The organism is Ureibacillus sinduriensis BLB-1 = JCM 15800, assembly GCF_000772955.1.
In the GTDB taxonomy this organism is placed as follows: Bacteria; Bacillota; Bacilli; order Bacillales_A; family Planococcaceae; genus Ureibacillus; species Ureibacillus sinduriensis.
Window position 1 is genome coordinate 136376 of record NZ_JPVO01000050.1, and the last position, 25569, is coordinate 161944.

The 25569-nt window shown below is 39.1% G+C and carries 26 protein-coding genes and 1 riboswitch; of the genes, 7 read left to right on the forward strand and 19 right to left on the reverse strand.

The window, feature by feature from the left end:
- Positions 1–347 precede the first annotated feature (347 nt).
- Positions 348–2120 carry a sulfatase family protein gene (locus CD33_RS10365; RefSeq protein ID WP_373906692.1) on the forward strand — a complete coding sequence of 591 codons (1773 nt, stop codon included), beginning with the start codon at positions 348–350 and terminating at the stop codon, positions 2118–2120.
- A 22-nt stretch (positions 2121–2142) separates the two neighbouring features.
- Here CD33_RS10365 and CD33_RS10370 read toward each other — a convergent pair whose 3' ends face one another.
- From CD33_RS10370 to CD33_RS10405, 8 genes are all read right to left on the reverse strand, one after another.
- The gene (locus tag CD33_RS10370; protein WP_036200600.1) at positions 2143–2667 is read right to left on the reverse strand and encodes a YfiT family bacillithiol transferase; all 525 of its coding nucleotides are present in this window, start codon (positions 2665–2667) and stop codon (positions 2143–2145) included.
- 19 nt (positions 2668–2686) lie between these two features.
- Complete coding sequence (locus CD33_RS10375; RefSeq protein ID WP_456243212.1) at positions 2687–3874, reverse strand: MDR family MFS transporter; 1188 nt, start codon at positions 3872–3874, stop codon at positions 2687–2689.
- A 250-nt stretch (positions 3875–4124) separates the two neighbouring features.
- Positions 4125–5102 (reverse strand): bile acid:sodium symporter family protein, encoded by a 978-nt coding sequence (locus CD33_RS10380; RefSeq protein ID WP_036200605.1) that lies wholly within the window; start codon positions 5100–5102, stop codon positions 4125–4127.
- A gap of 133 nt (positions 5103–5235) precedes the next feature.
- Positions 5236–5805 (reverse strand): DUF3967 domain-containing protein, encoded by a 570-nt coding sequence (locus CD33_RS10385; protein ID WP_036200607.1) that lies wholly within the window; start codon positions 5803–5805, stop codon positions 5236–5238.
- Between the two features lie 191 nt (positions 5806–5996).
- Entirely contained in the window at positions 5997–6971 is a 975-nt protein-coding gene (nrdF, locus tag CD33_RS10390) for a class 1b ribonucleoside-diphosphate reductase subunit beta (RefSeq protein ID WP_036200608.1), read from the reverse strand.
- Positions 6959–9052: a class 1b ribonucleoside-diphosphate reductase subunit alpha gene (gene nrdE / locus CD33_RS10395; protein WP_036200610.1), complete on the reverse strand. Its 2094-nt coding sequence runs from the start codon at positions 9050–9052 to the stop codon at positions 6959–6961. The genes nrdF and nrdE overlap by 13 nt, the downstream gene beginning before the upstream one ends.
- A complete protein-coding gene (nrdI, locus tag CD33_RS10400; RefSeq protein ID WP_036200613.1) occupies positions 9049–9408 on the reverse strand; it encodes a class Ib ribonucleoside-diphosphate reductase assembly flavoprotein NrdI in 360 nt (119 codons plus the stop codon). The genes nrdE and nrdI overlap by 4 nt, the downstream gene beginning before the upstream one ends.
- A complete protein-coding gene (locus CD33_RS10405; RefSeq protein WP_036200614.1) occupies positions 9405–9629 on the reverse strand; it encodes a glutaredoxin family protein in 225 nt (74 codons plus the stop codon). Before CD33_RS10405 ends, nrdI begins: the two co-directional genes overlap by 4 nt.
- Positions 9630–9833: 204 nt before the next feature.
- A riboswitch (cobalamin riboswitch) is annotated at positions 9834–10011 on the reverse strand.
- Positions 10012–10133: 122 nt separating this feature from the next.
- Between CD33_RS10405 and CD33_RS10410 the strand changes: the two genes are divergently transcribed.
- Complete coding sequence (locus CD33_RS10410) at positions 10134–11573, forward strand: bifunctional metallophosphatase/5'-nucleotidase (RefSeq protein ID WP_052130166.1); 1440 nt, start codon at positions 10134–10136, stop codon at positions 11571–11573.
- A 48-nt stretch (positions 11574–11621) separates the two neighbouring features.
- On the opposite strand, the gene CD33_RS19865 is transcribed toward CD33_RS10410, so the two are convergent.
- Together CD33_RS19865 and CD33_RS10415 are read right to left on the reverse strand one after the other, a co-directional pair.
- Positions 11622–11756, reverse strand: a complete 135-nt coding sequence (locus CD33_RS19865) for a YjcZ family sporulation protein (RefSeq protein WP_084591318.1) — start codon at positions 11754–11756, stop codon at positions 11622–11624.
- Between the two features lie 151 nt (positions 11757–11907).
- A complete protein-coding gene (locus CD33_RS10415) occupies positions 11908–12510 on the reverse strand; it encodes a LysE/ArgO family amino acid transporter (RefSeq protein ID WP_036200615.1) in 603 nt (200 codons plus the stop codon).
- A gap of 99 nt (positions 12511–12609) precedes the next feature.
- On the opposite strand from CD33_RS10415, the gene CD33_RS10420 reads away from it, so the two are divergent.
- Positions 12610–14040 carry an aminotransferase-like domain-containing protein gene (locus CD33_RS10420; RefSeq protein ID WP_036200616.1) on the forward strand — a complete coding sequence of 477 codons (1431 nt, stop codon included), beginning with the start codon at positions 12610–12612 and terminating at the stop codon, positions 14038–14040.
- Between the two features lie 307 nt (positions 14041–14347).
- Here CD33_RS10420 and CD33_RS10425 read toward each other — a convergent pair whose 3' ends face one another.
- The 5 genes from CD33_RS10425 to CD33_RS10445 form a co-directional block, all read right to left on the reverse strand.
- Entirely contained in the window at positions 14348–14812 is a 465-nt protein-coding gene (locus CD33_RS10425) for an NUDIX domain-containing protein (RefSeq protein WP_036200617.1), read from the reverse strand.
- Positions 14813–14835: 23 nt separating this feature from the next.
- Positions 14836–15504 (reverse strand): HAD family hydrolase, encoded by a 669-nt coding sequence (locus CD33_RS10430; protein ID WP_036200618.1) that lies wholly within the window; start codon positions 15502–15504, stop codon positions 14836–14838.
- A gap of 255 nt (positions 15505–15759) precedes the next feature.
- Positions 15760–16314, reverse strand: coding sequence for a copper resistance CopC family protein (locus CD33_RS10435; RefSeq protein WP_036200619.1), 555 nt, complete (start codon positions 16312–16314; stop codon positions 15760–15762).
- 73 nt (positions 16315–16387) lie between these two features.
- Positions 16388–16858 (reverse strand): FixH family protein, encoded by a 471-nt coding sequence (locus tag CD33_RS10440; RefSeq protein WP_036200620.1) that lies wholly within the window; start codon positions 16856–16858, stop codon positions 16388–16390.
- Positions 16859–16881: 23 nt separating this feature from the next.
- On the reverse strand, positions 16882–18252 hold the full coding sequence (locus CD33_RS10445) for a PepSY-associated TM helix domain-containing protein (RefSeq protein ID WP_036200622.1): 1371 nt from the start codon (positions 18250–18252) through the stop codon (positions 16882–16884).
- A 182-nt stretch (positions 18253–18434) separates the two neighbouring features.
- Between CD33_RS10445 and CD33_RS10450 the strand changes: the two genes are divergently transcribed.
- Both CD33_RS10450 and CD33_RS10455 read left to right on the forward strand, forming a co-directional pair.
- Entirely contained in the window at positions 18435–19235 is an 801-nt protein-coding gene (locus CD33_RS10450; RefSeq protein ID WP_036200624.1) for a sensor histidine kinase, read from the forward strand.
- Positions 19235–19891 carry a response regulator gene (locus CD33_RS10455; RefSeq protein WP_036200626.1) on the forward strand — a complete coding sequence of 219 codons (657 nt, stop codon included), beginning with the start codon at positions 19235–19237 and terminating at the stop codon, positions 19889–19891. Before CD33_RS10450 ends, CD33_RS10455 begins: the two co-directional genes overlap by 1 nt.
- A 260-nt stretch (positions 19892–20151) precedes the next feature.
- Here CD33_RS10455 and CD33_RS10460 read toward each other — a convergent pair whose 3' ends face one another.
- From CD33_RS10460 to CD33_RS10475, 4 genes are all read right to left on the reverse strand, one after another.
- Positions 20152–21351: a GTP-binding protein gene (locus CD33_RS10460; protein WP_036200627.1), complete on the reverse strand. Its 1200-nt coding sequence runs from the start codon at positions 21349–21351 to the stop codon at positions 20152–20154.
- Between the two features lie 79 nt (positions 21352–21430).
- Positions 21431–21700 (reverse strand): 30S ribosomal protein S14, encoded by a 270-nt coding sequence (rpsN, locus tag CD33_RS10465; protein WP_036200668.1) that lies wholly within the window; start codon positions 21698–21700, stop codon positions 21431–21433.
- 65 nt (positions 21701–21765) lie between these two features.
- Complete coding sequence (rpmG, locus tag CD33_RS10470) at positions 21766–21915, reverse strand: 50S ribosomal protein L33 (protein ID WP_036200628.1); 150 nt, start codon at positions 21913–21915, stop codon at positions 21766–21768.
- A 220-nt stretch (positions 21916–22135) separates the two neighbouring features.
- Complete coding sequence (locus CD33_RS10475; protein WP_036200629.1) at positions 22136–22573, reverse strand: acyl-CoA thioesterase; 438 nt, start codon at positions 22571–22573, stop codon at positions 22136–22138.
- A 320-nt stretch (positions 22574–22893) separates the two neighbouring features.
- On the opposite strand from CD33_RS10475, the gene CD33_RS10480 reads away from it, so the two are divergent.
- Together CD33_RS10480 and CD33_RS10485 are read left to right on the forward strand one after the other, a co-directional pair.
- Complete coding sequence (locus tag CD33_RS10480) at positions 22894–24108, forward strand: MerR family transcriptional regulator (protein ID WP_036200631.1); 1215 nt, start codon at positions 22894–22896, stop codon at positions 24106–24108.
- Between the two features lie 119 nt (positions 24109–24227).
- Positions 24228–25511, forward strand: a complete 1284-nt coding sequence (locus tag CD33_RS10485) for an MFS transporter (RefSeq protein WP_036200632.1) — start codon at positions 24228–24230, stop codon at positions 25509–25511.
- Positions 25512–25569 lie beyond the last annotated feature (58 nt).

Sequence of the window (25569 nt, forward strand, 5' to 3'; positions counted from 1 at the left end):
TTGAAAAATGGCGAATAACAATGGCAATATCGTCAAAGCAAACCCTAGTTTCATTAGTTTCTTAATAAATAAGAACACAACTCCTATTATCCAGAGAGCTACAAAAAAGGCATCCGCATACACAACTCTTTCGAAGCCACCTTCCCATATAGGGATTGAAATGAAAAAAGCAAAGATGGCTGTCCAAATAATATGTATCATTCTATAAACTTTAAAAAACATTAAAACCTTCCTTTCTCTATCTCATTACTAACGAATTCATGCATTGAAAGGATTCCTCCAATAGTAATTTGTACAAATACTCAAACCTTTATGAACAGTTCTGCATATAATAGCCGAATAAAGGGGTGAAAAATTTGTATTCGGCAAATGAGTCTGAAGAATTCAAGCGACCCAATATTCTTTTTTTAATCGTCGATGAGCAACGTTACCCTCCTTGTTATGAAACTGAAACGCTGAAAGAATGGCGAAGGGATAACTTAATTACGCAGGAAATTCTGCGTGAAAAAGGACTTTCTTTTATAAATCATTATGTTGGAAGCACTGCCTGTTCCCCTAGCCGAACGACGCTTTTTACCGGCCATTATCCATCTCTTCATGGTGTCACACAAACAACTGGAGCAGCCAAAGGAGCATTCGATCCAAACGTTTATTGGCTTGATTCTAATACTGTACCTACTTTGGGAAACTACTTCCGTACAGCAGGCTATCAAACATTTTGGAGGGGAAAATGGCACCTATCCGATGAGGATATTTTAACTCCCGGTACTCACAATGCACTGCCAAGTTATGATAAAACCACCGGCATTCCCGATGTTGCAAAAGAAAAGCTCTACACAGAAGCAGATCGTTTAAAGGAGTATGGCTTTAATGGTTGGATTGGACCTGAACCTCATGGAGCAGACCCTAGAAATTCTGGATCCTCAGCAAAAGTCGGGTTAAGTGGACGCGACGAAATTTATGCAGCAGAGGTTGTGGAATTAATTCAATCATTAGAACAAAATACAATGCAGCGTCAAAAACCTTGGCTGATTGTTTCGTCTTTGGTTAACCCGCACGATATCACACTTTTCGGCTCATTATCGAGGCTTAGCCCTAGTTTCAACTTTGAAATCGACCCTTCTGTACCAGAGGTTCCACCTTCACCTTCGTCAAAGGAAAATTTACGCACAAAACCTAAGGCTCAGGCGAGTTTTAGGGATGTATACCAAAAAGCCTTTCAACCAACGATTGATTCGGATTTTTATAGACAACTATACTATTCACTTCATAAGAAAGTGGACGAAGAACTTTTTAAAGTTTATACCGCGCTGGCCAATTCCATTTTCTATGAAGATACCATCATCATCTTCACCTCGGATCATGGCAGTTTGCTGGGAGCACATGGAGGGCTTTTCCAAAAATGGCATAACGCATATGAAGAGGCGCTGCATGTCCCATTCGTCATCCATAGCCCGAAATTATTCTCAGAACCAAAAGAGACCGACCTATTAACAAGTCATGTAGATATTCTTCCGACATTGTTAGGACTGGCCGGTATTAACATAGAGAATGTTCAAGAAACATTACGCAAAACCCACTCTGAAGTCCATCCTTTTGTTGGAAGAAATCTCGCTTCATTCATTAAGGGAGAAGAATCTCAACCAAAAGTTGACGAACCGATTTACTTTATGACTGATGATGAAGCAACAAAGGGCTTGAATCAGACAACAATACAGGGTGAACCCTATTCATCCGTTAGCCAACCAAACCATTTAGAAACGATTATTATTAAGTTGCCTACCGGCAGGGGAGAGACGGAGGAAATCTGGAAATATACCCGATATTTTGACAACCCGCAATTTTGGAGCACGCCTAATTCCGAAGATATCGAAACACAGCAACTATTCACTACGAAGCTTTCGGAGACAAAAGAGGCAACAATGATGATTAAAACGATCAAAACGGAACCGGTTGAAGCCGAATTTGAATTATACAATTTAACCCGTGATCCATTAGAAGAATTCAATTTAGTCCACCCATTGCATCAAACAGCGGAGACCAAATTAGTTCAGCTGCTTTTATCGCAAGTATTAAAGCAGCAAAGAAAAAAGAAACGGATTTCTCCATCGAATAAATAACGAAAGTGCCCCCTTCCTGTTGCTAGGAGAGGGAGGCACCTTTTTGGATGGCATTACGGATATGGGCCAGATGGTGATTCCCATGCCATGCATAGAGTCCGACATTCATCTCTAGGGGAATATCACCGGAATCCGGATGAATGAAATTCCTTTTATGTTGTGCAACCGTAAGATTTGCAAGTAAGAATGCCCATCGTTCATGCAATGATTGGATTATGTTTAATGAGATTTCAATAGGAAGGCTGGAATCCGGAAGTTCCGCCCATTTATCCTCCGCATACGGTTTTATAGTTGGATTTGTTTCTGTTAGTGCTAGTTTGAACCGTATATAGGAGTTCAGATGACTATCAGCAATATGATGGACAAGCTGCCTGATAGTCCAGCCTCCTTCCCGGTAAGTGTTTTCGAGCATTTCTTCACCTAACCCTTCTACAACTTCACGCAATTCTTTTGGAAATGTTTTAATTTCTTCAATCCAGCGCTGTATATCTTCTAAAGAAATCGTTTCACCACATGTAAACTGTCCAATCGGATACCTTTCGTCCATTTTGAGTCCCCCCATATTTTTATGCTACTTTATTCAACGCTAAAGCTTTTTTATAAAAGACAAGACTTAGTAATACAATCACTGCCATAACAAAGTATACTTCCCCAACAAAATGGGTCAGAAGCCATCCACCGAAAATTGGCCCAATAAATCCCCCGATATTTTTTAGTTGGGATGCACCTAAATATGTAGCTTTTTGAGTATCTGGTGCAATCTCCTCAATCATTGCATTCATCATCGGAAACGCAAAAATTTCCCCTATTGAAAAGACAATCATCGCCACAATAAACAATGTCCAGCTCGATGAAATGTTAAAAAGAATAAATCCAGATGCAAAGAAACACATCCCGAAACTTAAACTTTTAAATGCGGAGATTTTTTCCGTATAAACACTGATTGGCAGCTGTAACAATAGTACAATCGCGGCATTAACGACGAGTAAGACGGAGTATAATTGTACTCCCTCTTCGACAGAAAGATTAACTAACTGAGGCAGTGTAGAATCGTATTGTGAGTACCCTAGGCTAATTAGAACTCCTCCTGCCAGTAAAAGCAAAAGCTTTGTATCTGTTCCTACTACCCTCAACATTTGGGGAAGTGTTTGTCTTTCTGCGGCTATTTGCTGACGCATTTCAAAATGGTTTAGTAGGACAATTAGAACAAAACCATACGCTGCATACATTATGCCAGTGATTATGAATGGCATTACTGCATCCGATAAACTGGATATCCATACACCTAAAACAGGACCGATGACTCCCGCTATGTTGATACTTGTATATCTTATCGAAAATAACCTTCTACGTTTCTCTTTTTCTGTAAAATCAATCATTAAAGCTTGCGTAGCCGGTTCGAAAAAGGAGCGGCACAATCCATTCAGACTACTAAGAACGGCAATTAATATCACACTCTGAACGATGGCAAAGCCAATGAACACTCCACTCCAGACAAAAATCGTAACGATAATGACAAGCTTTCTTCCCAGTTTATCCGTCAAAAATCCTCCGAAGATTCCTCCAAAGGTTGCAAATAGCTGAGCTGCCCCCAGGGTGACTCCGATTAGTACCGGAGAAGCATTTAACTCATTATGAAGATATAATGCAAGAAATGGGATGGTCATAAAGCTGGCCGCACGGGTAAAAATGGTGCCGAGCAAAATACTCCATACCAATGGATGGAAATAGTTGAAAACTTTCAAATTAAACACCTCTATTTGTTCCATTACTGTAAACTAGTAAATAGTTAAAATAAAGTGTATTTAGCACTATTTGGATATTCTGATTAAAAAAGAGCATCATCCGGTTGATTCGGCATGACACTCATTTACGGTAACTTAATTACTTATCTCTTTACCATTCCTTGCAGCCAAGGAAACTAATACATCGTTTAACGCATTAGAATTTTGTTCGTATATTAAGGTGTATTCCATCATTCACTCCCACTCTGATTTTTTCATGCTAGATGTTTGGCTTCTCGGCCAAGAAATCACCATCAGAAAAGAATTTCCCCTTATATTTTTCCATTACTCTACTAAATTGGGAAGCGAGTATTTGCTGGAACAGCATACCAAACACAACCGGCATCACGACTTTCGCCGGAAAGTATGTGCTTGCTATTACGACACCAACAGCGATATTGCGCATTCCACCCGTGAAAACGACGGTTGTTATTATCCCGTAGTCTTTGAAAAGGAAATGGCCAATAACCAAACACATCAAATACCCACACAACGCTATCAATAAAACAGCCATGATAATCCAAGCAATTTCCCATGTGATGTTCTTCAAGAAGGGGGCAATAGTACTACTATTAATGGCCACAATCAGAAAAATACTCAGCTTTTGAAAAGGAGCGAGCGTTTTCCCAAGTGTGCGATCTATTTCGCCCTTTGTCCACTCATTCAGCAACACGGCCATAATGGAGGGCAATACAATCATCCAGAATAAATCGAGCATGATGGACATCGTATTAATTTCAACCGTTTCCCCTACTGCAATGTGAATTAAGGTTGGCAATACGAGCGGAGAAAGGATTGTATCAATCAATATGATGGATAGACAAAGAGGAAGGTTCCCTTTGCAAATACTTGCCCAGATAAAGCTTGTCACTCCAGTAGGGACGGCGACTGATAAAATAAACCCGATGATTAATAAGTGATCATCAAATAATAGATTAGAGATAAAATATGCCCATAATGGCATGAGTATATGTAAGAAAGCAATAGTAATTAATATTACCAAAGGATACTTCACAAAGCTTCTTAAGCCTCGGAAATTCAAACTCAAACCTCCAGCAAATGTCATAAATGCAAATAACCAAGGAACAAGAAACAGCAATTGCCCCCCGAAGTCTTCTAGTAAGACACCCACTATTAAGCTGAGGGGAGTTAAAATCGGCATTAATCTTTGGAGGCGTTTATTTAGTTCAGCTAACATCAAATCCTTCTTTCAAAAGTTTTTCTATTTTACTATACGCCTACTTTTATTTGTTAGTAAACAGTAAATGCCACAAAAATAGCCTGCGATAATATATCCGCAAGCTATCCTTATTTGTTATGGAAAACCCTTTTCATTTCCAAAATTGCCACCATACTTTTCTATTTCTCTCCCTATCTTTTTCGGCTTCGGTTGCTGCGGCAAGTTGTCTTCTCGTTTCCATGGATTCTTTCATCGCAAACATTAATTTTTTGTCTCTTTCCTCAATGCTGTTTTTTATATAGTGCTCTTGTTTGATCAATTGTTCTAATAGCTTTTTATTGAACTCCATTTGATCATTTTTGAATGCCGAAAATTCCTGAAGCAGATGGTTATAATCAAACTCTGATGAGTCGGCTTCATGATTGACTTGGCCTCTTTCATCCTCTGCTGCGAATCCTAGCGCAACTTTCACGGCTTGTTCCAAAGTGAGTGAACCTGAATTTTTGAGATCGATAATTCTTTTGATTGTTTCAATGTCTTTTTGATAGTATAGCCGGTGTCCATTTCTATTTTTTTGGAACTTGTAATTATAGTTTTGCATTAGAGTGCAATATCTCCTCAAGGTCTTTTCGTGAACACCCAATAGTTTACTCACCGTAGCCTTGTTATAAATAAGTTCTTCACCAGTTGATGCCTTGGATAGCACTGTCAATTCAGACATATTTATCACCCCTTGCTTCTTATAATTCGCAAAATATTACTATATTCCTTTTATAATCGTTCTACAAATAATGACATAAATAGTAAACCCGAAGACTAAAGTATTAGCAATTAACTGTCGTAGGGCAAAATCCAATTGAATTGGTTATCAAAAAAACCCACAGAAGCTTACTTTTTCTGTGAGTTTTCGTCTTATATTCTATTTTTGAAGTCAAATGTATCGTCGGTTATTGGCGCCATTTTCGCTTTTGCGTAACTTGATCCTTTCTGGCTGAAGAAATCGTATGTGGATCCTTCATTGCGGATACCGTTCATCACAATAGGATTTACTTCCTCTTCAGGGAACATTGCATCAAAGCCAACATTCATTAAGGCTTTGTTGGCATTATAGCGCACATAGGCCTTTACGTCCGGTGAAAGGCCCGTTTCCGCGTACACATCATCTGTATAACTCATTTCATTTTGATACAAATCCAGTAGTAGTTCGTAACCCCATACTTTTAATTCATCTTGCTTTTCGTTTGAAAATTGCTTGAAGAGATTTTGGGCAAAGAACCCTACTGCAACACCATGAATAGATTCATCGCGTAGTATTAAGGAAATGACCTCTGCTGAGTTACGCAAAATCCCTTGTCCACCCAAATAAAGAGGATAGAAAAAGCCCGAATAGAACAATAAAGATTCTAGCATTACTGATGAGAACATAGCTTTCCATAAGCTCTCTTGATTTCCTTCTTCAATGGCGTTATAAATATCCCCAATTTTATTTGCTTTGTACTGAAGATACTCATTCTTCTTTACCCATTCAAACAATTCGTCAATTTCAGAGTTTGTACAAAGAGTAGTAAAAATATAGGAGTAGGATTTTGCATGGATCGCTTCAAATGCCCCAAAGACAGTAAATACTGCTTTTTCTTGTAAATCCGTTGCATACGTTGCGATTTGGTTCATCCCGATATTGGTTTGTACGGTATCTAGTAATGTAAGTCCCGCAAATACCTTTTTATAAGTCTCTTGATGCTCAAAGTTTTGCCACTGCTTTACATCTTTACTCACCGCAATTTCTTCAGGAAACCAAATTTGCTTCCATTGCTGGTCCCAAAATATTTGAGCGAGCTCACTCGTTGGTTTATTCCAATTGACTGCCTCATAGATTAAATTTGACATGCTACACACTCCTCCAATGTTTGCAAACGTTGCCGTACATAGTAAACCGACTTAATGCCTCGCATCCAAGCATATATATAGATTTTCGCTAACTGCTCAGTTGTCCAAGCATCCGTTACATAGAGTGTCATGGAGATTCCCTGATCGACATGTTTTTGTGCAGCAGCATATAAATCAATCAGATCATACGCATTCACATCATAGGCTTCCACGTAGAGGTGAGCATTGTCATTCGTTAAATATGGCATTGGATAAATCGTGCGGCTATCTGCGTAATCACGCACTTCGACGCGTTCTGTGCACGGAGAGATCGATGCCGTGCATGATCTGATATAGCTTATAGAACCCGTCGGAGCAACAGCCAATCGATACGAGTGGAATAATCCATATTTTTTCACATCCTCCGCCAACTCTTTCCACATTGCCGATGTAATGATCGGCACATTTCCAAGAGCACGAATGGATTCAGGTCGAAATTCCTTTTCTTCCTTATTGATATAAGATTCAAAATAGTTGCCGTTTGCATATTCGCTCTTATCGAATTGGTAGAACGTCTCACCACGTTCCTTAGCAATCTCCATCGAACTTTTCAGAGAATAATAGTTGAGCGCTTCCATAAAACCATCGATAAAGTCAACGGATTCCTTTGACCCATACATGATTCCTTGAGTCACTAGATGGCCGTGCAAATTCATTACACCAAGGCCTACAGAGTGCATTAGTCTATTTGCCTTCGCAACAGATGGAACATTTTTAATATGCGTCATTTGGGATACATTTGTTAAAAGACGCATTGCTGTATCAACCAGTCTACCAAAATCCTCAACTTTACTCGCTTCATGTATATCGATCGAACCAAGATTACAGGAAACATCCAGCCCATACTCATTCGGTTCATCTTGATCTGTGATAATGCTCTTTTGCTGGAGCTGCAAAATTTCTGTACATAAATTCGACATTGCCACTCGGCCGATATTTTTTAGCGGATGCACTTCATTTACATTATCATCGAAAATTTCGAATGGATAACCTGATTCGAACTGGGCTTTCTTCACTTCCGTATATAGTTTCCGCGCATTCAAGCGTTTGATTTTGCGGATTCTTGGATTATCCAACAATTCATAATACATCTCCGAAATCGAAATTTCCGACATTCGCTTACCGTACTCTCTGTGAATATCATATGGACTGAAGAGTACGATGTCTTTATCCTTTTTCATAAGATCAAAGAAAATGCTTGGCAGGATTATTCCAGTTGATAATGTAGCGAGACGGATTTTATCGTCGGCATTTGGCTTTTTGGATGAAATAAAATTCTCAATATCAGCATGGAAAATATTCAAGTAGACTACCCCTGAGCCGTTACGTTGCCCTAACTGATTGGAATAACTGAAAGAGTTTTCCAGCAATTTCGCAACCGGTATCACGCCACTCGCACGATTTAGAATTCCTTTGATGGGATCGCCCAATGGACGCAGGTCGGTTAAGTTCACACCCACACCACCACCAAGACGGGATAATTCCAAGCAATAGCCGATATTTTCCGCAATGCTGTTCATCGAATCGTCCATCGATAGTTTGAAGCAGCTCACCAGCTCCCCACGAGCTTTCTTACCACTATTCAGAGCTGTTGGTGTAGCCGGTTGATATGCCTCCATCATGGCTTCCACAGCACGTTCCGCCAAATCGGTATCCCCTTGCGCTAAATACAAAGCAATAATTACAATTCGATCTTCATATTTTTCAAGTATCTCTTCCCCGTCACGACTTTTCATCGCATAGCTATCGTAAAATTTACTTGCACTCATGAAAGAGGGAAATCGGAAGTTATAGTCATAGGCTTTTTTATATAAGTGTTTAATAAATTCCAAGTCGTAGAGTTCAATAAATTCTTTTTCGTAATAACCTTCCTCTACTAAATAACGAATTTTTTCTTCAATATCAATAAAATATCGCAGTCGAACATTTACATATTCCAAAAAGTAACGACGCGTCGCTTCCCGATCCTTTTCCAGTTCAAGCTGTCCCGTCGTGTTATATCGATTCAGTACATCGTTATTTAGTTTCAAGTATGTTTTCATCCAATGACCCTCTCTTCATAAAACTGTTGAATCGCTTCATAATCCCCTTTATATCCACGCAAATCTAGCTTGCGAACTAAAGGGACTTGGTATCGTGATGCAATTTTTTCTCCTGCACCACCAAATACGTGATTTCCAAAGTTGCTGTTCCCGCTTACAACTACCCCTTTACAGAGGTTCCCATTTCGTTCTAAAAAATGAGCAACTTTTACTGGAATATCCCCAAGCCCATCTGTATATGTAATTAGTAGATAGGGCTTGTCCAACTGTAATCCTTCCTCTATCTCAATTGCTTCACCCTGTATTTTGGAAACCACATAACGTACGTTTCCGGTACGGCTAGAATATGCAATCACCCTGCAACCAGCTCAATTTGAGAAACAATCTCTTGAACATCCCCAATCAAACGGCCCTCGAATTCTAAAACAGGCACAGTAAAGAAGCCCGCATCAATAATCGTTTGCTTGGCATGTTCATCCTGGTCGATATTGATCAATTCAACTTCTAGACCTGCTCTTTGTAATTCCGATTTTACCCACATGCATTTAGGACATATTGTCTTTGTATATAATTTCATCTAATTCCACTCCTCCATTATGTTCATCTCTACTCCAATACCACTTTGCACATTGTGTAAACAGTAGAAGAAAAATACATTTTCAAGCCAATATTGACAAAAATAAAAAGCAACCTCTTTGAAAAGAGATCGCTCCGAAAATGGAAACGTTTATAATACCAAACAAATAGGTAACGTCCCCATCTCTCAACCCCCGAAGAAATGATTATACTGTTTCACTAGGCAGGTCTCCTGGCTTAGCTTCGACCTTTGATTCCCTTCCCATGATGTACACAGTGGCATCGAATCATCGTTAGCATTACAGTTGCGGGGACAGCGTCGGACTTACACCTAACTTCCCTATTAAACTACATGTAGTAGTACCTAACTAAAACAAACACAATATATAGTTTTATTTACGAAATTAAGTGTAGCATATATCCCAATATGATGTAAATGAGTAAAATTTCATTTACCATATTAAATATATGCTATAAAAATAGAAAACGAATTGAGGTGAAATTGATGTCCTTCTCCGTTTTAATTACGAGTGATTTACACGGAAGACTGGACCGCTTCAAGCTTTTAGCCAATCAGATGAAGGCATTAAAAGCGGACTTAGTAATCGATAATGGAGATTTTCTAGACGGTAGCCCAGCTACATTTTATTACAAGCATATCAGCAATAAATCACATCCAATGATAGAGCTGGCAAATGGAATTTATGATGTGGCGGTTTACGGAAATCATGAGTTCCATGATACTTTGCAAACTATCCAACAGTTGCATTCTGAGTGCCGTTTTCCTTGGATCAGCTGTAATATTGGCGAATTTGCCAAACCATACTTTGTCAAAAATATTCGCGGAAAAAAATTCGCTGTAGTAGGTGCAACCACCCACTTTACTCCGCTCTGGGACGAGCATGGATACGTAAAGGAGTTTAAGTTCGAGGATGCTTTAACCGCACTGCAGTTTTGGGTGGATTATGTAAAAATATATGAAATTCCCGACTATCTCATAGTTTCCTATCATGGCGGTTTTACCGAGGACCCTGCAACTGGTGCGGTGTTTCAAGAGCGTAATGGCGAAAATCAAGCAAATGAGATTTTAGAATCGATTACTGACATTGATTTACTCATTACAGGTCATCAACATTTATTTATTAACGAGAGGATTCACAACACTTTAACTATACAACCTACTTCTCACGGCAACGGTTTTTTTGAGGTGCAAATAGACTTAGATAATAGGAATAGCCAAGCAATCTTCCATCAGCTGGAGGTCAATTCACCTACTCTCGCTTATCCATTTGAAGTCGAGCAATGGTTAGATAAAGAGCTTACATCCATACTTGGGGATTATTCATACAAAGGAATATTAACATCACGGCTCTCAAGCCATCCCTTTATCCAGCTCATGCACGACATGCAACTAAAAGCTACAGGTGCCCAAATTTCTGTTTTTGACCTTATGTATAGGGATAATGGCGGTTTGAGAGGCAACATTACAAATCGCGATTTACTTAAAAACGCACCTCATGAGCACAAACTAAGAGTCGTTACATTATCAACGATGGAAATCAAACAATTGATAGAACAAAGTGCAGCTGTATTTGCTATTAATCGGGACGGGGAAATTGATTTTAGTACAAATATATTCCCCGACACCCCTCAGCCATATCAATATGACTTTTGGGGTGGGATTTCATATTTAATCGATGTCAGGGAGGTTGTCGGTCAACGTGTTAAAAATATGACCTACAAGGGCATGCCCATGGAAAGCCAGCAATACTTTCGGGTTGTGCTCAATAGCTATCGGTTAACAGGGTATGACTTTCCGATACTAAAAAACAGAAACATCCTCTATGAAACAACCCAAACTGTCCCCTTTTTATTTAAAGACTATTTACTTTCCAGTTTGCCTTCAGTCGTCCCAAGTCATGGGAACTTTAAAGTGATCCATTAGCAAAGCCCTCCGAAAATGACGGAGGGCTGGTTTCTTTTGTGTAGTTAATTAGTAGCCGTATCCATTGCTAAAGTAGTATGCACCAACAATAATTAGAAGGATGAATAATACTACTAATAAAGCGAACCAAGAACCATTTCCACCATTGCTATATTCGAACTCACCGCCAACATGTTTACCCATTCCAAAACACCTCCTCAATTTCTAACTCAGTACAATATATGCACATAGGAAAAAGTGTTCTAGACGAATGTATTGGTGTAAATGCCTAAGCCCACCTGTCAGTTACATCTGCCTATAGAATTTTCACGGTTTTATGGCGCTTGTTGGCTATTTAAAATAACCCTATAAATAAATACAATGCTGTACACCATATAAAAACGGCCGAGCATTTGTTAAATAAAATAAAGATCCCCGTTGGTATATTGATTTTCTTCAAAGTTGCCCCAAAAATGGCCAAGCCAAAAAACCATATCCATGACACCACTATACAAGCAACTGCAAACATTGCTTGTTCTTGCCCATTATACTTTACGGCACTTGTCCCGATCACACCGATTGTATCTAATAGTGCATGCGGATTCAGCAATGAAACTGAAAGGGCAAAAACGATCTGCTTCTTTATAGGCAAGGCAGTTTCCCCTGCGATATCAGCAGCAGGCGATGCCCAAATGACTTTTCCCATATACATTAGAAAAAGGATTCCACCTACCAATAAAACAATTCGAAGCCATTCAAATTGAAGCACAATCAATGACAGGCCGAAAATAGCAAGTAAAATCAAAACCGTATCGCTAATCGCGGCAGTAATCGTTGCGGGCAGGGCTTTAGCTAAACTTGGTTGTGACACACCTTGAGTAAAGACAAATATGTTTTGAACGCCTAATGGCAAAATAAGTCCAAATGCGAGCAACATTCCGTGCAGTAAAGGTTCCATACTCACCGACTCCTTTCTTCTCTATCATACATGTGTTATAAATAGAAAAAAGGTCCAATTGGATGGTTTTATTCCCACCCAATTTAAAGGAGGCGAGAAATGAACTGGCAACCGAATCGCGGCTTAAGCACGAGTTTATCCATGCAGATAGTTCAATGGATCACCGAACAGATACAAAATGGCGAGTGGCCACTTGGTACAAAGTTGCCTCCACAGCGTAAGCTTGCCCTATCGCTTGGTGTAAACCGTAGCACACTTCAAGAGGCTATTGATGAACTGAAGGCGAATGGATTATTATCTGCTAAAAAGGGTTCCGCAACATATGTTTCAAATGATTCCTGGAATTTGCTTGTGAAACAGAAACAAACAAACTGGCAACACTATATTGAAACGAGCATCCATAAAGCAAACTATCAAACCATTCAAATGATTAATGAATTTGAGCAAGACGACACCGTCATCCGGCTGGGGACAGGCGAACTCAGCCCGTCACTATTGCCGACCGCTGAACTCCAAAGGTCACTTAGCGAGGTACATTTGGATGGTAAAGCAATTGGCTATTCTTCTCCTCAGGGGGATTTCAGTCTGCGTCAAGCCATTAGCCAATATGTCAGGAAGCGGGGAATCGAAACCTCTCCAGAAAACGTCTGCATTGTATCGGGAGGGCTTCAAGCGCTTCAATTAATTGCACTTGGATTACTAGAAACCGGATCATTTGTTTTTCAAAACAGTTTTTCATATTTAAATTCCATTCATACTTTTCAATCTTTCGGAATGAATTTATATTCGTTGGCAGATAATCAACTCACTGCCGGGGAGATTGACCGAATCCGTAAAAAGAGGCAAGCCATTCTATATACAATTCCTACCCTTCAAAATCCTACCGGCAAGAGTATGGCTTTGGATGCAAAAAAGAATTTATATGCTTTAAGCGAAGCGGCACAATTGCCGATAATTGAAGACGATGTTTACTTTGAATTGCTTTTTGATGAACCGACGCCGGCAATTAAATCCATGGATAAGACAGGTCAGGTTCTTTATATTGGCAGTGTATCAAAAACATTGAGCCCCGGCTTGCGAATCGGTTGGGTCATTGCCTCCACAGCGGTCATTAAACGATTAGCCGATATAAAAATGCAAATGGATTATGGTTCGAGTGCAATTTCTCAACAAGTCGTCAATTATTGGCTACGGACAGGCAAGTATGAAGAACATATTGAACACCTGAAATTAAAACTGAAAAAGCGGGCAATGGTCATGCAAAACTTGCTAACGCAGTATTTTGGCAACGTTGCTTCATGGGAATCTCCGAAAGGTGGATTTTACGTATGGCTGAAGTTTCACAAGCCTGTTGTGACAACCGAGTTATTTATGAAGTTACTCAAGAAAAAGGTACTTATTAATCCCGGCTATATTTATGCATCGAATGATGCCCGGCATATCCGCCTGTCGTTTGCTTATAGCTCGGAAGAGGAAATGGCAAGGGGAATTGAAATTCTTTACCAAGAAATAATTCATGCGAAAGTATAGAATGCGGATATTCCTATCTCGTATACACTATAGATTTCTAATTTGTTAGCCCAATTGATTTTGGGCTTTTATTCTATTTATCAAGTGCTCTACTTCTTTTGTGGAAGTTAAAAAATAATTTCTTTTTCACGGGAGACCAATTCCAGTTTTTTTCTAACAGCCGGCTTTTTTGTTTTCGGATATTGCCATACCCATTTCAAAAATCCAAAATCTATCCACTCTTCACAGCCCTCTCCCAAACGGATTTTACGATAAACACCTTATCCCCTCATTAAGGGGATAAAATTAATATTCTAACACTTTTAGATTAATTAATATCCCCTAAATAGACCGGTAGATTCTTTGCTGTCATACAATCAATGATGTGCGTTCTCATTGCTTGAGGGTAAAGTCTGTAGCTTAATAACTCAGATAAAGGCAAACATTCCACGCCAATCTGCCCTTCGTCAGGGACAATTCCATTGCCAATTTCACGGCAATCCTCTTTAAGTTTACATAAAAACATATATTCAATTTGATGCACTTCTGAATCAAACTCAAAATGCTCATGGTTTTTCCCAATATATTCACGTATGAAGAGTAGATTGCCTACTTCTACCTCGGCATTAATTTCCTCTATACACTCTCGCTTCAGGGTTTCGTGAAGGTTCTCCCCATGTTCCTGGCCGCCACCAGGTAAAATATAGTAATAACCGTCTCTATCTTTCTTCTTTATGGCAAGCAACCTATCTCCATGAACTATAATTGCCTTTGCCGAGTTCCTAATTGGCATTTTTCTACCTCCATACCCGATGGCTATAGTTTATTTATTTCTTGGATGATTAATCGCAATTCCTCTAAATCTTCTATTATAAAATCAGCGTGAACCCGGTCCCAGTGGAAATCCTTTTTCCATACGCCAACCATTCCTACAGCTTTAGCAGCCTTAATATCATTTTCAGGATGGTCCCCTACATATAAACTTTCACTTGCATTCACTTCCATTTTATTAAGGGCTCTTTGAAAAATTTCTGGATGTGGTTTTTTTATACCTTCCCATTCCGAAATGAGAATTGTCTCAAAATATTGTTCAATTCCCAACGCTCCTATATTATTCATCTGGAACTCCCCTTTTCCATTAGTAATCATACCCAACCGGATAGAGTGAGCTTTTAAACTTTCCAAAGTACTAATCAGATTAGAATAGGGGATACAGTATTTGCAGAACTCGGTAACGTAATCTTGAAGCAACATTTCCCATGTTACTTCTTTTATTTTGAAATCAGCTACCATTTGTTGATAAACTAAATCCTTCCAGACGTACCCACGACAATCCAACTCTAGAAATCTAGAAATGTATTGTTCTTTCGGAATATATTCTAAGCATTTAATCAAACGATAATATTGATCTTCAATAAAATTTCGCACTGAAGCATCTCTATCTAGCAATGTACCATCTAAATCAAAAATCACTGCCCTAATCATTCAGAAATCACACCCTTAAAGTTTTCCCTAACTACTTCTTTACCACTTCAACTGCGATTTCCTTCTAAATGATCCAAAAACAAGCATTTTTTAGTATTTGGCAAGCAAGATACTTACGTGGGGAAAATATTTTGTCCAGCTGTACTTTAAAATTTCACACTAGATCAACATCGTTTCACTTTTATGATACATTCAAAATAAGAAGCAAAAACGCACTTTACAATTGTAAAATGCGTTTTTACTATCTATTGATCATTATTTCTTTCTTCGCATAACGAGGAAAGACCCAATGATAACTGCCAGCAACACGATAATGATTACCGGAATTAAAGGTGAAGTTTTTTCTCTTTCCTCTGTTTCCTCCACTTGCTCGCTTGTTGCTTGCTCATTGTTTTGTGCCATCTCTTGTGTAGTTTCCTGTTCTGTTTCATCTGATGATTCGGACGCAGTATTGGATTCGGGTACATTCACCGTAAATGAGTATTCCCCTTCCATAAGATGGCCATCCGCACCAATAATGCTCCATTCAACTTGATACTCCCCATTTTCCAATGGATTTGCAACTGTACCTGTCATTATTCCTTCGTTTATAGTGATTTCTTCAATAGAAATACTTTGACCTTCCATAGTGCTTAACTCAAACGAACTACTTTGCTCAATTTTCCCTTCAAAGTTTAAAGTGATTTCGCTTAGTTGTTCGGTCACGACTTGCCCTTCTTCCGGTGTCGAACTGCCTAAATGAGTATGGGCAAATGCGTTTGTGGCAGTGGCGAATACAAACACAAATGTAGCAAGTAATATTTTCTTCATTTTTAAAACCTCCAATTAATTGATAGCCAAAATCTTACCAATGCCAGTTAAATTCTTCAAAACCATCTCTACTTTAATGATGATGTTCATTGTTGCTTTCGATTACAGGTATGTCACTTTGCAAGAATTCTAATTCCTCTTTCGATAAGTCACCTACGACAAACTGCATTTGGGGTGAAATGATGGAACCGTTATTGCTAGCGTGAATTTTGAGGTAATAGAGGCCATCACTCTTAAAGTCTTTGCTTAGAGCATAAATTCCGTTGCCCATTTCCTTAGCCGGCTCCATATAATAATGAAGCGTGCCGTCTTGCTTCCATATCTCGAAGTGAACATAATCGGCACCATTCACCTTTTCTCCATCTTGGATCAAAAGGACTTCAATCGTTTCCTTGTGATCATCTGAATAGAATTCTGGTAAAGTTACTTCCGCTTTAAGAGGACTTTCTTTTTCGTAAAGTTCGGCAACATCTTCACTGAGGGAGCATGCACTTAGCAGAAGGCACGCCGTCAGAACAGTAAATAAGAACTTCATTTTCTCCATGGTTATACTCCATCCTTTTGTTTTCATGCATTCATAAATTTCTTGACCGCCGGGATTCTTTGAATTACCAAAAAGTCAACAATCCATACGAATATAAGCGACAATCCAACAAGCGGGAAGAGTATACCTAAACCTATTAAGACAAAAAGGAAAATCTTTGCTTTTGTAATACTTGGTGCTTTGGGTGCCCCCATTTCTTTTGTCGGCCTTCGTTTCATCCATAAATAAAATCCACTCACAACAACCAATATCATCCCTAAACAAATAAGAAGACTTACGATTTGGTTGATTAAACCAAATTGAGTACCTTTATGCAATGTAATGCCCCATGCGACAATCTTTCCAACCACCCCATAATTATCGTAGCGATAATCCGCCAAGACTGCGCCTGAATACTGGTCTATGTGCATAGTTGCTTCATCTTCAGCTTTTGGGGGAAAGGCTGATAAAGTATAAACACCTTCTTGATCGTTTGGAATGAAAATCGTATACCCAGGGACTATTCCCTCCCTATTTGCGGTTGCCACTACATCATCAATCGGTAGTTTAGTAAAACCTTGAATATCCGAAATTGGTACATCAAGAGTTTCAGCCGCCCACGGGACTTCTGCAATGTCTTTTGTTTTAACGTCAGATGCTGGTGCACTGCCTATCCATACTGAAGGTGGATAGCCCTCTCCTGAATTTGTGACGATGGATTGAAAGTTATTTCCCCAAAATCCAGACCAGGGGAGCCCTGTCATAATTAAAAACAGCATTCCGGCCGTAATCCAGAATGCGGGAACGGCGTGCAAATCTCTTCGCAATATCTTTTTCCCTTTATTGAACCTGGGGATGATGACACCGAAAATATTTTGTTTCTTACGGGGGTACCATAGAAACAAACCTGTGACGATTAACACTACTGCCCAACAAGCCACTAATTCCACAATACGGTCGCCTATAGTGCCCGCCATTAATTCCCCATGGAACTCCTCAATTCGATCCATGATCCGATCTTCGTTATTTAATGTCCCCAGTGATTCACCCGAGTATGGATCAATGAATACGGTGAAAGACTCATTTTTTTGACTTATGCCGACTTCACTTGAGCGGGACTCGGATTCACCCGGTCGAAAGGTGGTTACTAATGCTTCGGGGTATAATTCTTTTGCTTTTGCTATTTGCTGAGATGCCGGTAATTTATCTCCATTAGGTGCGACCACCCAGTAGTCTTGATAAAGGTTCTGTTCAATCTGGGGTTTGAATAAATAGATTGATCCCGTTATTGCCAGAATAAGTAGGAAAGGGGCAAATAGTATCCCAGCATAAAAATGCCACCTCCATATCGTACGGTACACCGAATTGCCGTTTTGTTTCTTATTTTCGGTGGAGGGGCTTTGAACTGTTCCCATCATATTGCTCCTTATTAAGGTATTTTTGATTCGATAATCCAGTTATCTACTATCCTTGATTCCTAGCTAATTGTAAGTTCGTAAGGCTTTCTGTGTAAATAGCTCATCCGGGCTATCAAGAGGATTGGTTTTTTAGTTATACTTGTAGAAGAATATTTAGATTCACTAAGGAGAGGAATTGCTTGTCTTATCGCCTTTTACAATTTATCAGTGTACTTTTGCCTACGATATTAATCGGTGGGTTCGAGTACATTCGCCATGACTTTCTTTTGCACTCTCTATCAATGGAAGCAGGTAATTTATATATTACAATTCTAACTTTTGTGCTTTCCCTTTTGTTTTCAATCTGGATGTTTCGCACAATTAAAGCAATGAATAACAAACTTGTGAGTGAACAATCCAAAAGAGCCGTCTATGAAGAACGGGAAAGACTGGCTCGGGAGCTGCATGACGGGATTGCTCAATCCATTTTCTATATGAATATCAAACTTAAACAAAATGATATCGAAGCGGCTTCCCGCGCTCTATCCACTATCGATAATCATGTGCGCCAGGCGATCTTCAATCTGCGTTCAGAGCCTGAAATAGATGATTCGCTTCACACAAGAATAACGAAATGGCATTCTGAATGGAGTCAAGTAACGGGAATTGAAGTAGAAGAGGACATCCAGATTCCCCATAATTACTTCACAACAAAGGAAGAAGTCCAAATTTTTGCCATTATTCAAGAAGCTTTTGCAAACATCCGTAAGCATGCACAAGCATCCAAAGCAATCATTACGATGAGGGAAATAACAAACACAAACGGATGGCAATTAAAAATTGTGGATAACGGAAGTGGAATCGATATGTTAAAGAAATCGAGCCGGCAATACGGACTATCAATGATGGAGGAACGTTCAAAGCAGCTCGGCGCAATACTGCAAGTTATCAATAGCCAAAATGGCGGAACCGAAATAATCGTCACAAAGGAGAAACAATAATGCCGTACTATAGTGTAATCATTGCAGACGACCACCCCTTAGCAAGAGAAGGAATTCGAAGTGTACTTGAGGCGGATAGATCGTTTTCCATAGTAGGTGAAGCTACTGATGGATTCGAAGCATTAGAACTTTGTGGGCAATTCCAACCCGATTTGCTACTTCTGGATATCAACATGCCGAGGTTAAATGGACTTGAAGCGGTAAGAAGAATACGTTTAGCCTACCCTCAGACACATGTTGTCATGTTAACGGTGTCGGATGATGTGAAAGATTTGTTCACAGCCATACAATACGGGGCACAAGGCTATTTATTAAAAAATATGGAGCCGGAGGACTGGATTGAATACCTTCATGCTCTCTTGGGAAATCAACAGGAAATTTCCCGCGAAATAGCGAGCAGATTACTCTATCGCTTCCGAAACCGGAATACGTATGAGGATGAACCTAGTCCCCTTAGTTTGACACCAAGAGAGTGCGAGATTCTATCAAGAGTAGCCGCTGGGGACACAAACAAGCAGATTGCCCAGAGCTTTTACATTGCCGAAAATACGGTGAAGAACCATATTAAAAATTTACTTGAAAAACTGCAGCTGGATAATCGTGTACAGCTTGCGGCATACGCTGTAAGGCATGGTTTGATTGAGGAAAACTACTAAGTTCAATAGAATAGCAAAAGCCAGCCTATTAACGGGTTGGCTCAGAGTGTAGACAAAGTCGATCTTCGACTTTGTCTTCACGTTTTTTAGGCTACTTCCTTCAATGAAAGATTACCCAGACTGTCTTGAAAACGCTTGGCAGACAAGGCGGGCAGTCGAGTGAATAGAGGGACGAACGAGACAATCAACGCAGGATGAAAGCATTTGTCAACAATCTGAAGCCAACCTATAACCAGTTGGTTTTAATGCTGGGTTCAAGATTACGCTTTTTGAATAATCCACTCAAACGGGTCTTCTATCTGTTCCCATGATTCATTGAATTCATTCGTTGTTAATAAACATTGATCCAATTCATGCGTAATTCGTTCTTTATCGAGGTTTGTACCTATGATGACGATTTTTGTCATACGGTCCCCGAATACCACATCCCACTCTTTTTGCATTTCAGGATTATCCGTTAATATTTGCTTTTGTTGCGGTTCTGATAAAGCAGCAACCCAATAGGAAACCGGTTCGATATTGACGGACGGGCCTGCCTGCGAGAATAAGATTGCATAATCATGATGGGCCGCACTCCAAACAATTCCCTTTGCTCTAATAATCGAAAGCGGCATCTGATCGCTCCATTCTTTAAAGCGAGCGGGATGGAAAGGCATTTTTCTTGTATAAGAGAAGGATGAAATTCCATATTCCTCAGTTTCAGGCGTGTGATTCTCATGGCCTTGTTCCAACTCTTTTAACCATCCGGCAGAATTCGCCACCGTTTCAAAGTCGAATCTGCCTGTATTTAATATCTCCTTTGGATCAATAATCCCCTTCGTTGTTCGTATAATCTTTGCCTCCGGTTGCAATGCACGGATGATTCGCTCTAATTTCGCTAGCTCTTCCTCCGACACTAAATCACATTTATTGAGTATTAAGACATCACAAAACTCAATTTGGTCAATTAGTAAATCGGCTATATCCCGTTCGTCCAATTCTCCTATAGCCTCTTTTCGGTCCAACAAAGTTTCTCCAGACTGGAAATCATGCCAAAAACGGTTTGCATCAACTACCGTTACCATCGTATCTAATTTGCAAATTTCGGGAAGGTTGATTCCTGATTCTTCATCAACATATGAAAATGTCTGTGCAACTGGAATGGGTTCACCGATACCTGTTGATTCAATGACGATATAGTCGATGTTCCCTAGATCGACAAGATTCTTTACTTCCACTAGTAAATCTTCGCGCAATGTGCAACAAATACAGCCATTTGATAATTCGATGAGCTTTTCTTCCGTTCTTGATAGCCCAGTTCCCTTTTGCACAAGTTCTGCATCTATGTTAATTTCACTCATGTCATTTACTATAACCGCTACTCTTAGATTCTCTTTATTCTGCAAAATATGATTCAGAACTGTTGTCTTTCCAGAGCCGAGATAGCCACTTAAGACTGTAACCGGAATTTTATTTTTCATATTATCCATCTCCTTCAATTCTAGTGATTTAATTGACTGCGCACTCATTTTGCAATGTGCAATAGTTGGATCTACCTTGTTACCAACTGGATTTTTTCACTCCCGGAATTTGCCCTTTATGTGCATACTCTCTAAAAGCAATCCGGGACATTTTGAATTTCCTTAAATAACCCCTTGGTCTACCTGTAACCTCACATCTATTTTTCAGTCTCGTTGGAGACGAATCCCTCGGAAGTTTCCTGAGCGCTTCATAATCCCCTTGCTCTTTTAACTCCCTTCGGATTGCTGCATACTTCTCCACCAGCGCCCGACGTTTCTGTTCTTTTACGACTTTTGATTTTTTGGCCATGTTATCACTCTTTCGCAAGAATTTCATTACGCTTACTTCCCTTGTACTACTCCCTATAACAGATACTATTTCGTTTCCCGATGTAAAGTACGTTTCTTTAGACGGGGGCTATATTTCATCAATTCCAGTCGTTCTGGATTCGTCCGCTTGTTTTTCGTTGTAATGTAATTTCGATCTCCTGTTTCTGTACAAGCCAGTGTAATTTTCACTCTCATTATTAATTCCTCCTAGGTTCATTTCGTAAATCGTAAAACGTAATAATTACGATTTAGTTGATAAGTTGTATTATAAATAGTAATCATTACTATTTGCAAGTGTTATGTGAATTTTATTTTTGGGTGGAGAGACCACAAAAATAGCTGGATCCGTTTTGGATCCAGCTAATGTCAGCATTCTTTTTTTATGGAGTAATTACTGTGTTCTATTCTTGCACTATTACTTCTTCTTAAGTTTTAACTCTCGTTGATATTTTACTTGTTCGTAGAGTCTCCTCTGTTCTTCTGACTCGATTACAACTTGAGGTACCTGACGGGGCTCCCCATCATCATCAACCGCTACCATCGTTACAAATGATTCAGTAGTTAATGTACTTTGACCTGTTTTTACCTGAAAAGAAGTTACTCTCACAAATACGGTAATTGATGTGTTTCCTGTATAAACCACTATACCTTCCAGTTCCAGGATATCCCCCACACGTGCCGGCGAAAGAAAATCAACAGAATCAATCGATACAGTTACAGTGTTGCCTCCTGCATGCTTCATAGAAGCTATCGCTGCCACTTCATCTATATACGCAAGTACTTTCCCCCCAAATATAGTTCCATGATGATTCGTATCGGGCGGCAAGATTAAATGTGCTTGTATTGTCCTCATATATCCTCCTCCTCATTACTTCGATCAATTGAAGCCATTCGTTTATTTGTCTCGCTAAGGAATACATGATTGATTTGCTTTAATTCTGGATGTTGGCCAATTGCGCTCTGAAGACGCCGTATTCTATTCCTCAGATTGTTCTTCATAGTAAAAAATAAAGTTCTTCCTAATCACTGCCACTCATCCGTCCTTAATAACTTATCCCTGATATAATTTCCATCTTAATTATATAATTAGATAAAGTATATACCTAACTATCAGTTCCCGAATTAGATTTTCCATTTAAATAGAGATATCCAAATAGAGAGACGAGGGTTTATATGAAGATTGGTAAGTTTGGACAAGTTAATAATATAACAGTGGATACCATACGTCATTATATGGATATGGGTTTACTGGTTCCCGAGAAAAAAGGCGGACAATATTATTTCGACGATAATTGCCAAAAGGATTTAGAAATGATTATGGAATTCAAAACAATGGGCTTTAGCTTGAATGAAATAAAAACAGTATTAATATTCAAAAACTTAGGGATGCTTGCTGGCTATGAAGAAAATGCTTACTTTCAATCTTTATTCAATCATAAATATGAGAAAATAGCTGAGGAAATTGCTAAATTATCAGCGGCAAATAAAAAAATAAAAAAGAAAATCGAGGAATATAACGAGAAGCCTGGACACACAAAAGTACCGATGGGAATTGATATAAGCTACTTAAGCCTCCTTTGCTGCCCAAAATGTGGCGAACCTCTTACTTTAGAAAACGGTACGATTAATAGAAATCAAATCATTGAAGGCGAACTTGCCTGCCATTGCCGCACATATAAGGTGGAAGCAGGCATTCTTATTACCGGTACTTTAAATGATATTATTCCAATATCAAATGCAGATGACTACATATCTGAATATATTTTAAACACAGATCCGTTCTATTTGGAGACCCTTCAAAAAGGACTTCAAACACTAAAACGAAAAATTACAGGATTAAATTTAGAAAGCAAAGTGATTCTTGAACCAGGTACGGGAGTCGGTTTTTTATTAAGGACGATTTATGATGCCCTACCCGATAGCTGTATATATATTGCGGTTGATCACAATATTGAGAAACAGAAATTTTTAAAAGGGCTATTGGAGAGAACAGGAATCAAGAAAAATATCCTATTTATCTGTTCGGACTTCTCGGAGATTCCAATTAAAAAACATTCAACTGACATCATTATAGATCATGCGGGGACGAGCAATTACAGTTTTGAGCACACTGATTTTCTGTTGGAAATATTGGACGAATTCATTAAGAAGGAGGCATACTTGCTCGGAACTTACTTGGCGTTTAAAAATTTCAGCACCACTAGTAAAGTTCTTCCTCAGTACCGCGATAACTTTATTCCTTCAAAAATAAGGGGAAAAATTGAGGCACTTCATTTTGAACTTCTTGAAGAAACTACCTCCGACTTAATCAGCAAGGGTGGACGCTATGAGGATTATTTCGTTTTTGGGGAAGAGGTATTTAATTATTTGTTTATTGGTAAAAGGTAGGGTTAACCCTATCTTTTTTATTTTATTACCGTTAAAATTCACCTTTTGCCTATTGCTCGGGGGTTTAGCCAATCCCGTATACTCTTTTTTACCACAGTATAAACAAGGAGGCAAAACGAATGGACGCACATTTAAATGGTAAAACGGAGAGAAGAAATTTAGCGCTTTATTCTTCGGGCAAAATCATCTCCGTTTTTGGAACATCAATTTATAATTTTGCCATTAGTTTTTATGTTTTAAAGTTAACAGGATCGGCGTTAAGTTTCACCATCACATTACTGCTTGGGACTTTGCCCATGATTCTTATCAATCCATTTGCAGGAGTTATTGCAGACAAGGTTAATAAAAAGAAGATGGTCATACTGATGGAAATACTCAGCGGAATTTTGCTGATTTCAGTTTATCTGATAAGTAGTTTTTCAGGCTTGAACCTATTACTCATTTATATTACAGCTTTCTGCTTGACTATATTTGTTACTTTCTTTGGAGTTGGTATGGAGGCGGCTAAACCTAATATTGTTTCTAGTAAAAAATTGATGAATATTAACTCCATTGGAAAAATCATTGACTCAGTATCTTCCATACTTGGTCCGATGCTGGGCGGAATGGTCTTCGCCTTTTTCGATATAAGAACCTTTATCATTTTTAGTGGTATTTGCTTTCTTATTTCTGGATTTTCGATGATGTTTATTGATTTTAACTTCAACAAGGAGTTACAGGAGTTGGTAAAGAAAACTGTTCGAATCGACTTTATCGAGGATATAAAAGATGGGTTTCATTATTTATACGAACGCAAGAATATAATGGGTTTGTTCCTAATTTTGATTTCATTAAACTTCTTTCTGAGTTTTGCAGTCACCATCCCTATTCCATATATCATAAACACTATACTGGAACTTGGATCAGGACTATTTGGAGTCATCCAGGCATCACTGCCGCTCGGTCTGATTGCTGGGGCCCTTGTTGTCAAGAAGATAACAGAACGAATGCCTTATTCAAAGCTGATGAGATTACTTACTATATTCTTATCTATCTGTATGATAGCCACAGGGTTTCCGCTCATATTTGAGAGTGCATCATTCAGCCATATGATTTACGGAATTTACTACTGCTTGCTAATGTTCTGCTTCGGGATCGTGATAGCGTTTATTGATATTCCGATTGCGTATTTCATGCAAAAAGAAATACCGGAAGAGTACAGGGGCAGAGTAATGAGTATTGGTATAAGCATCGGAAAAATCATGACCCCGGTTGCAATGGTGGTATCTGGCTTTCTCCTTGAACTGATTCCTCCATATACTTTGCCGATTGGCGGAGGGATTCTTTATTTGCTGATTACCCTCATCAACTCTAGAAAAATACCGATTAATCTATCTACTAAACTTGAATCCTCGTCAAACTGAACAAAAAATTAACAGGGATGGAAAATGGTTGCCTTAGCCCCCATCCCTTCCTACTGTT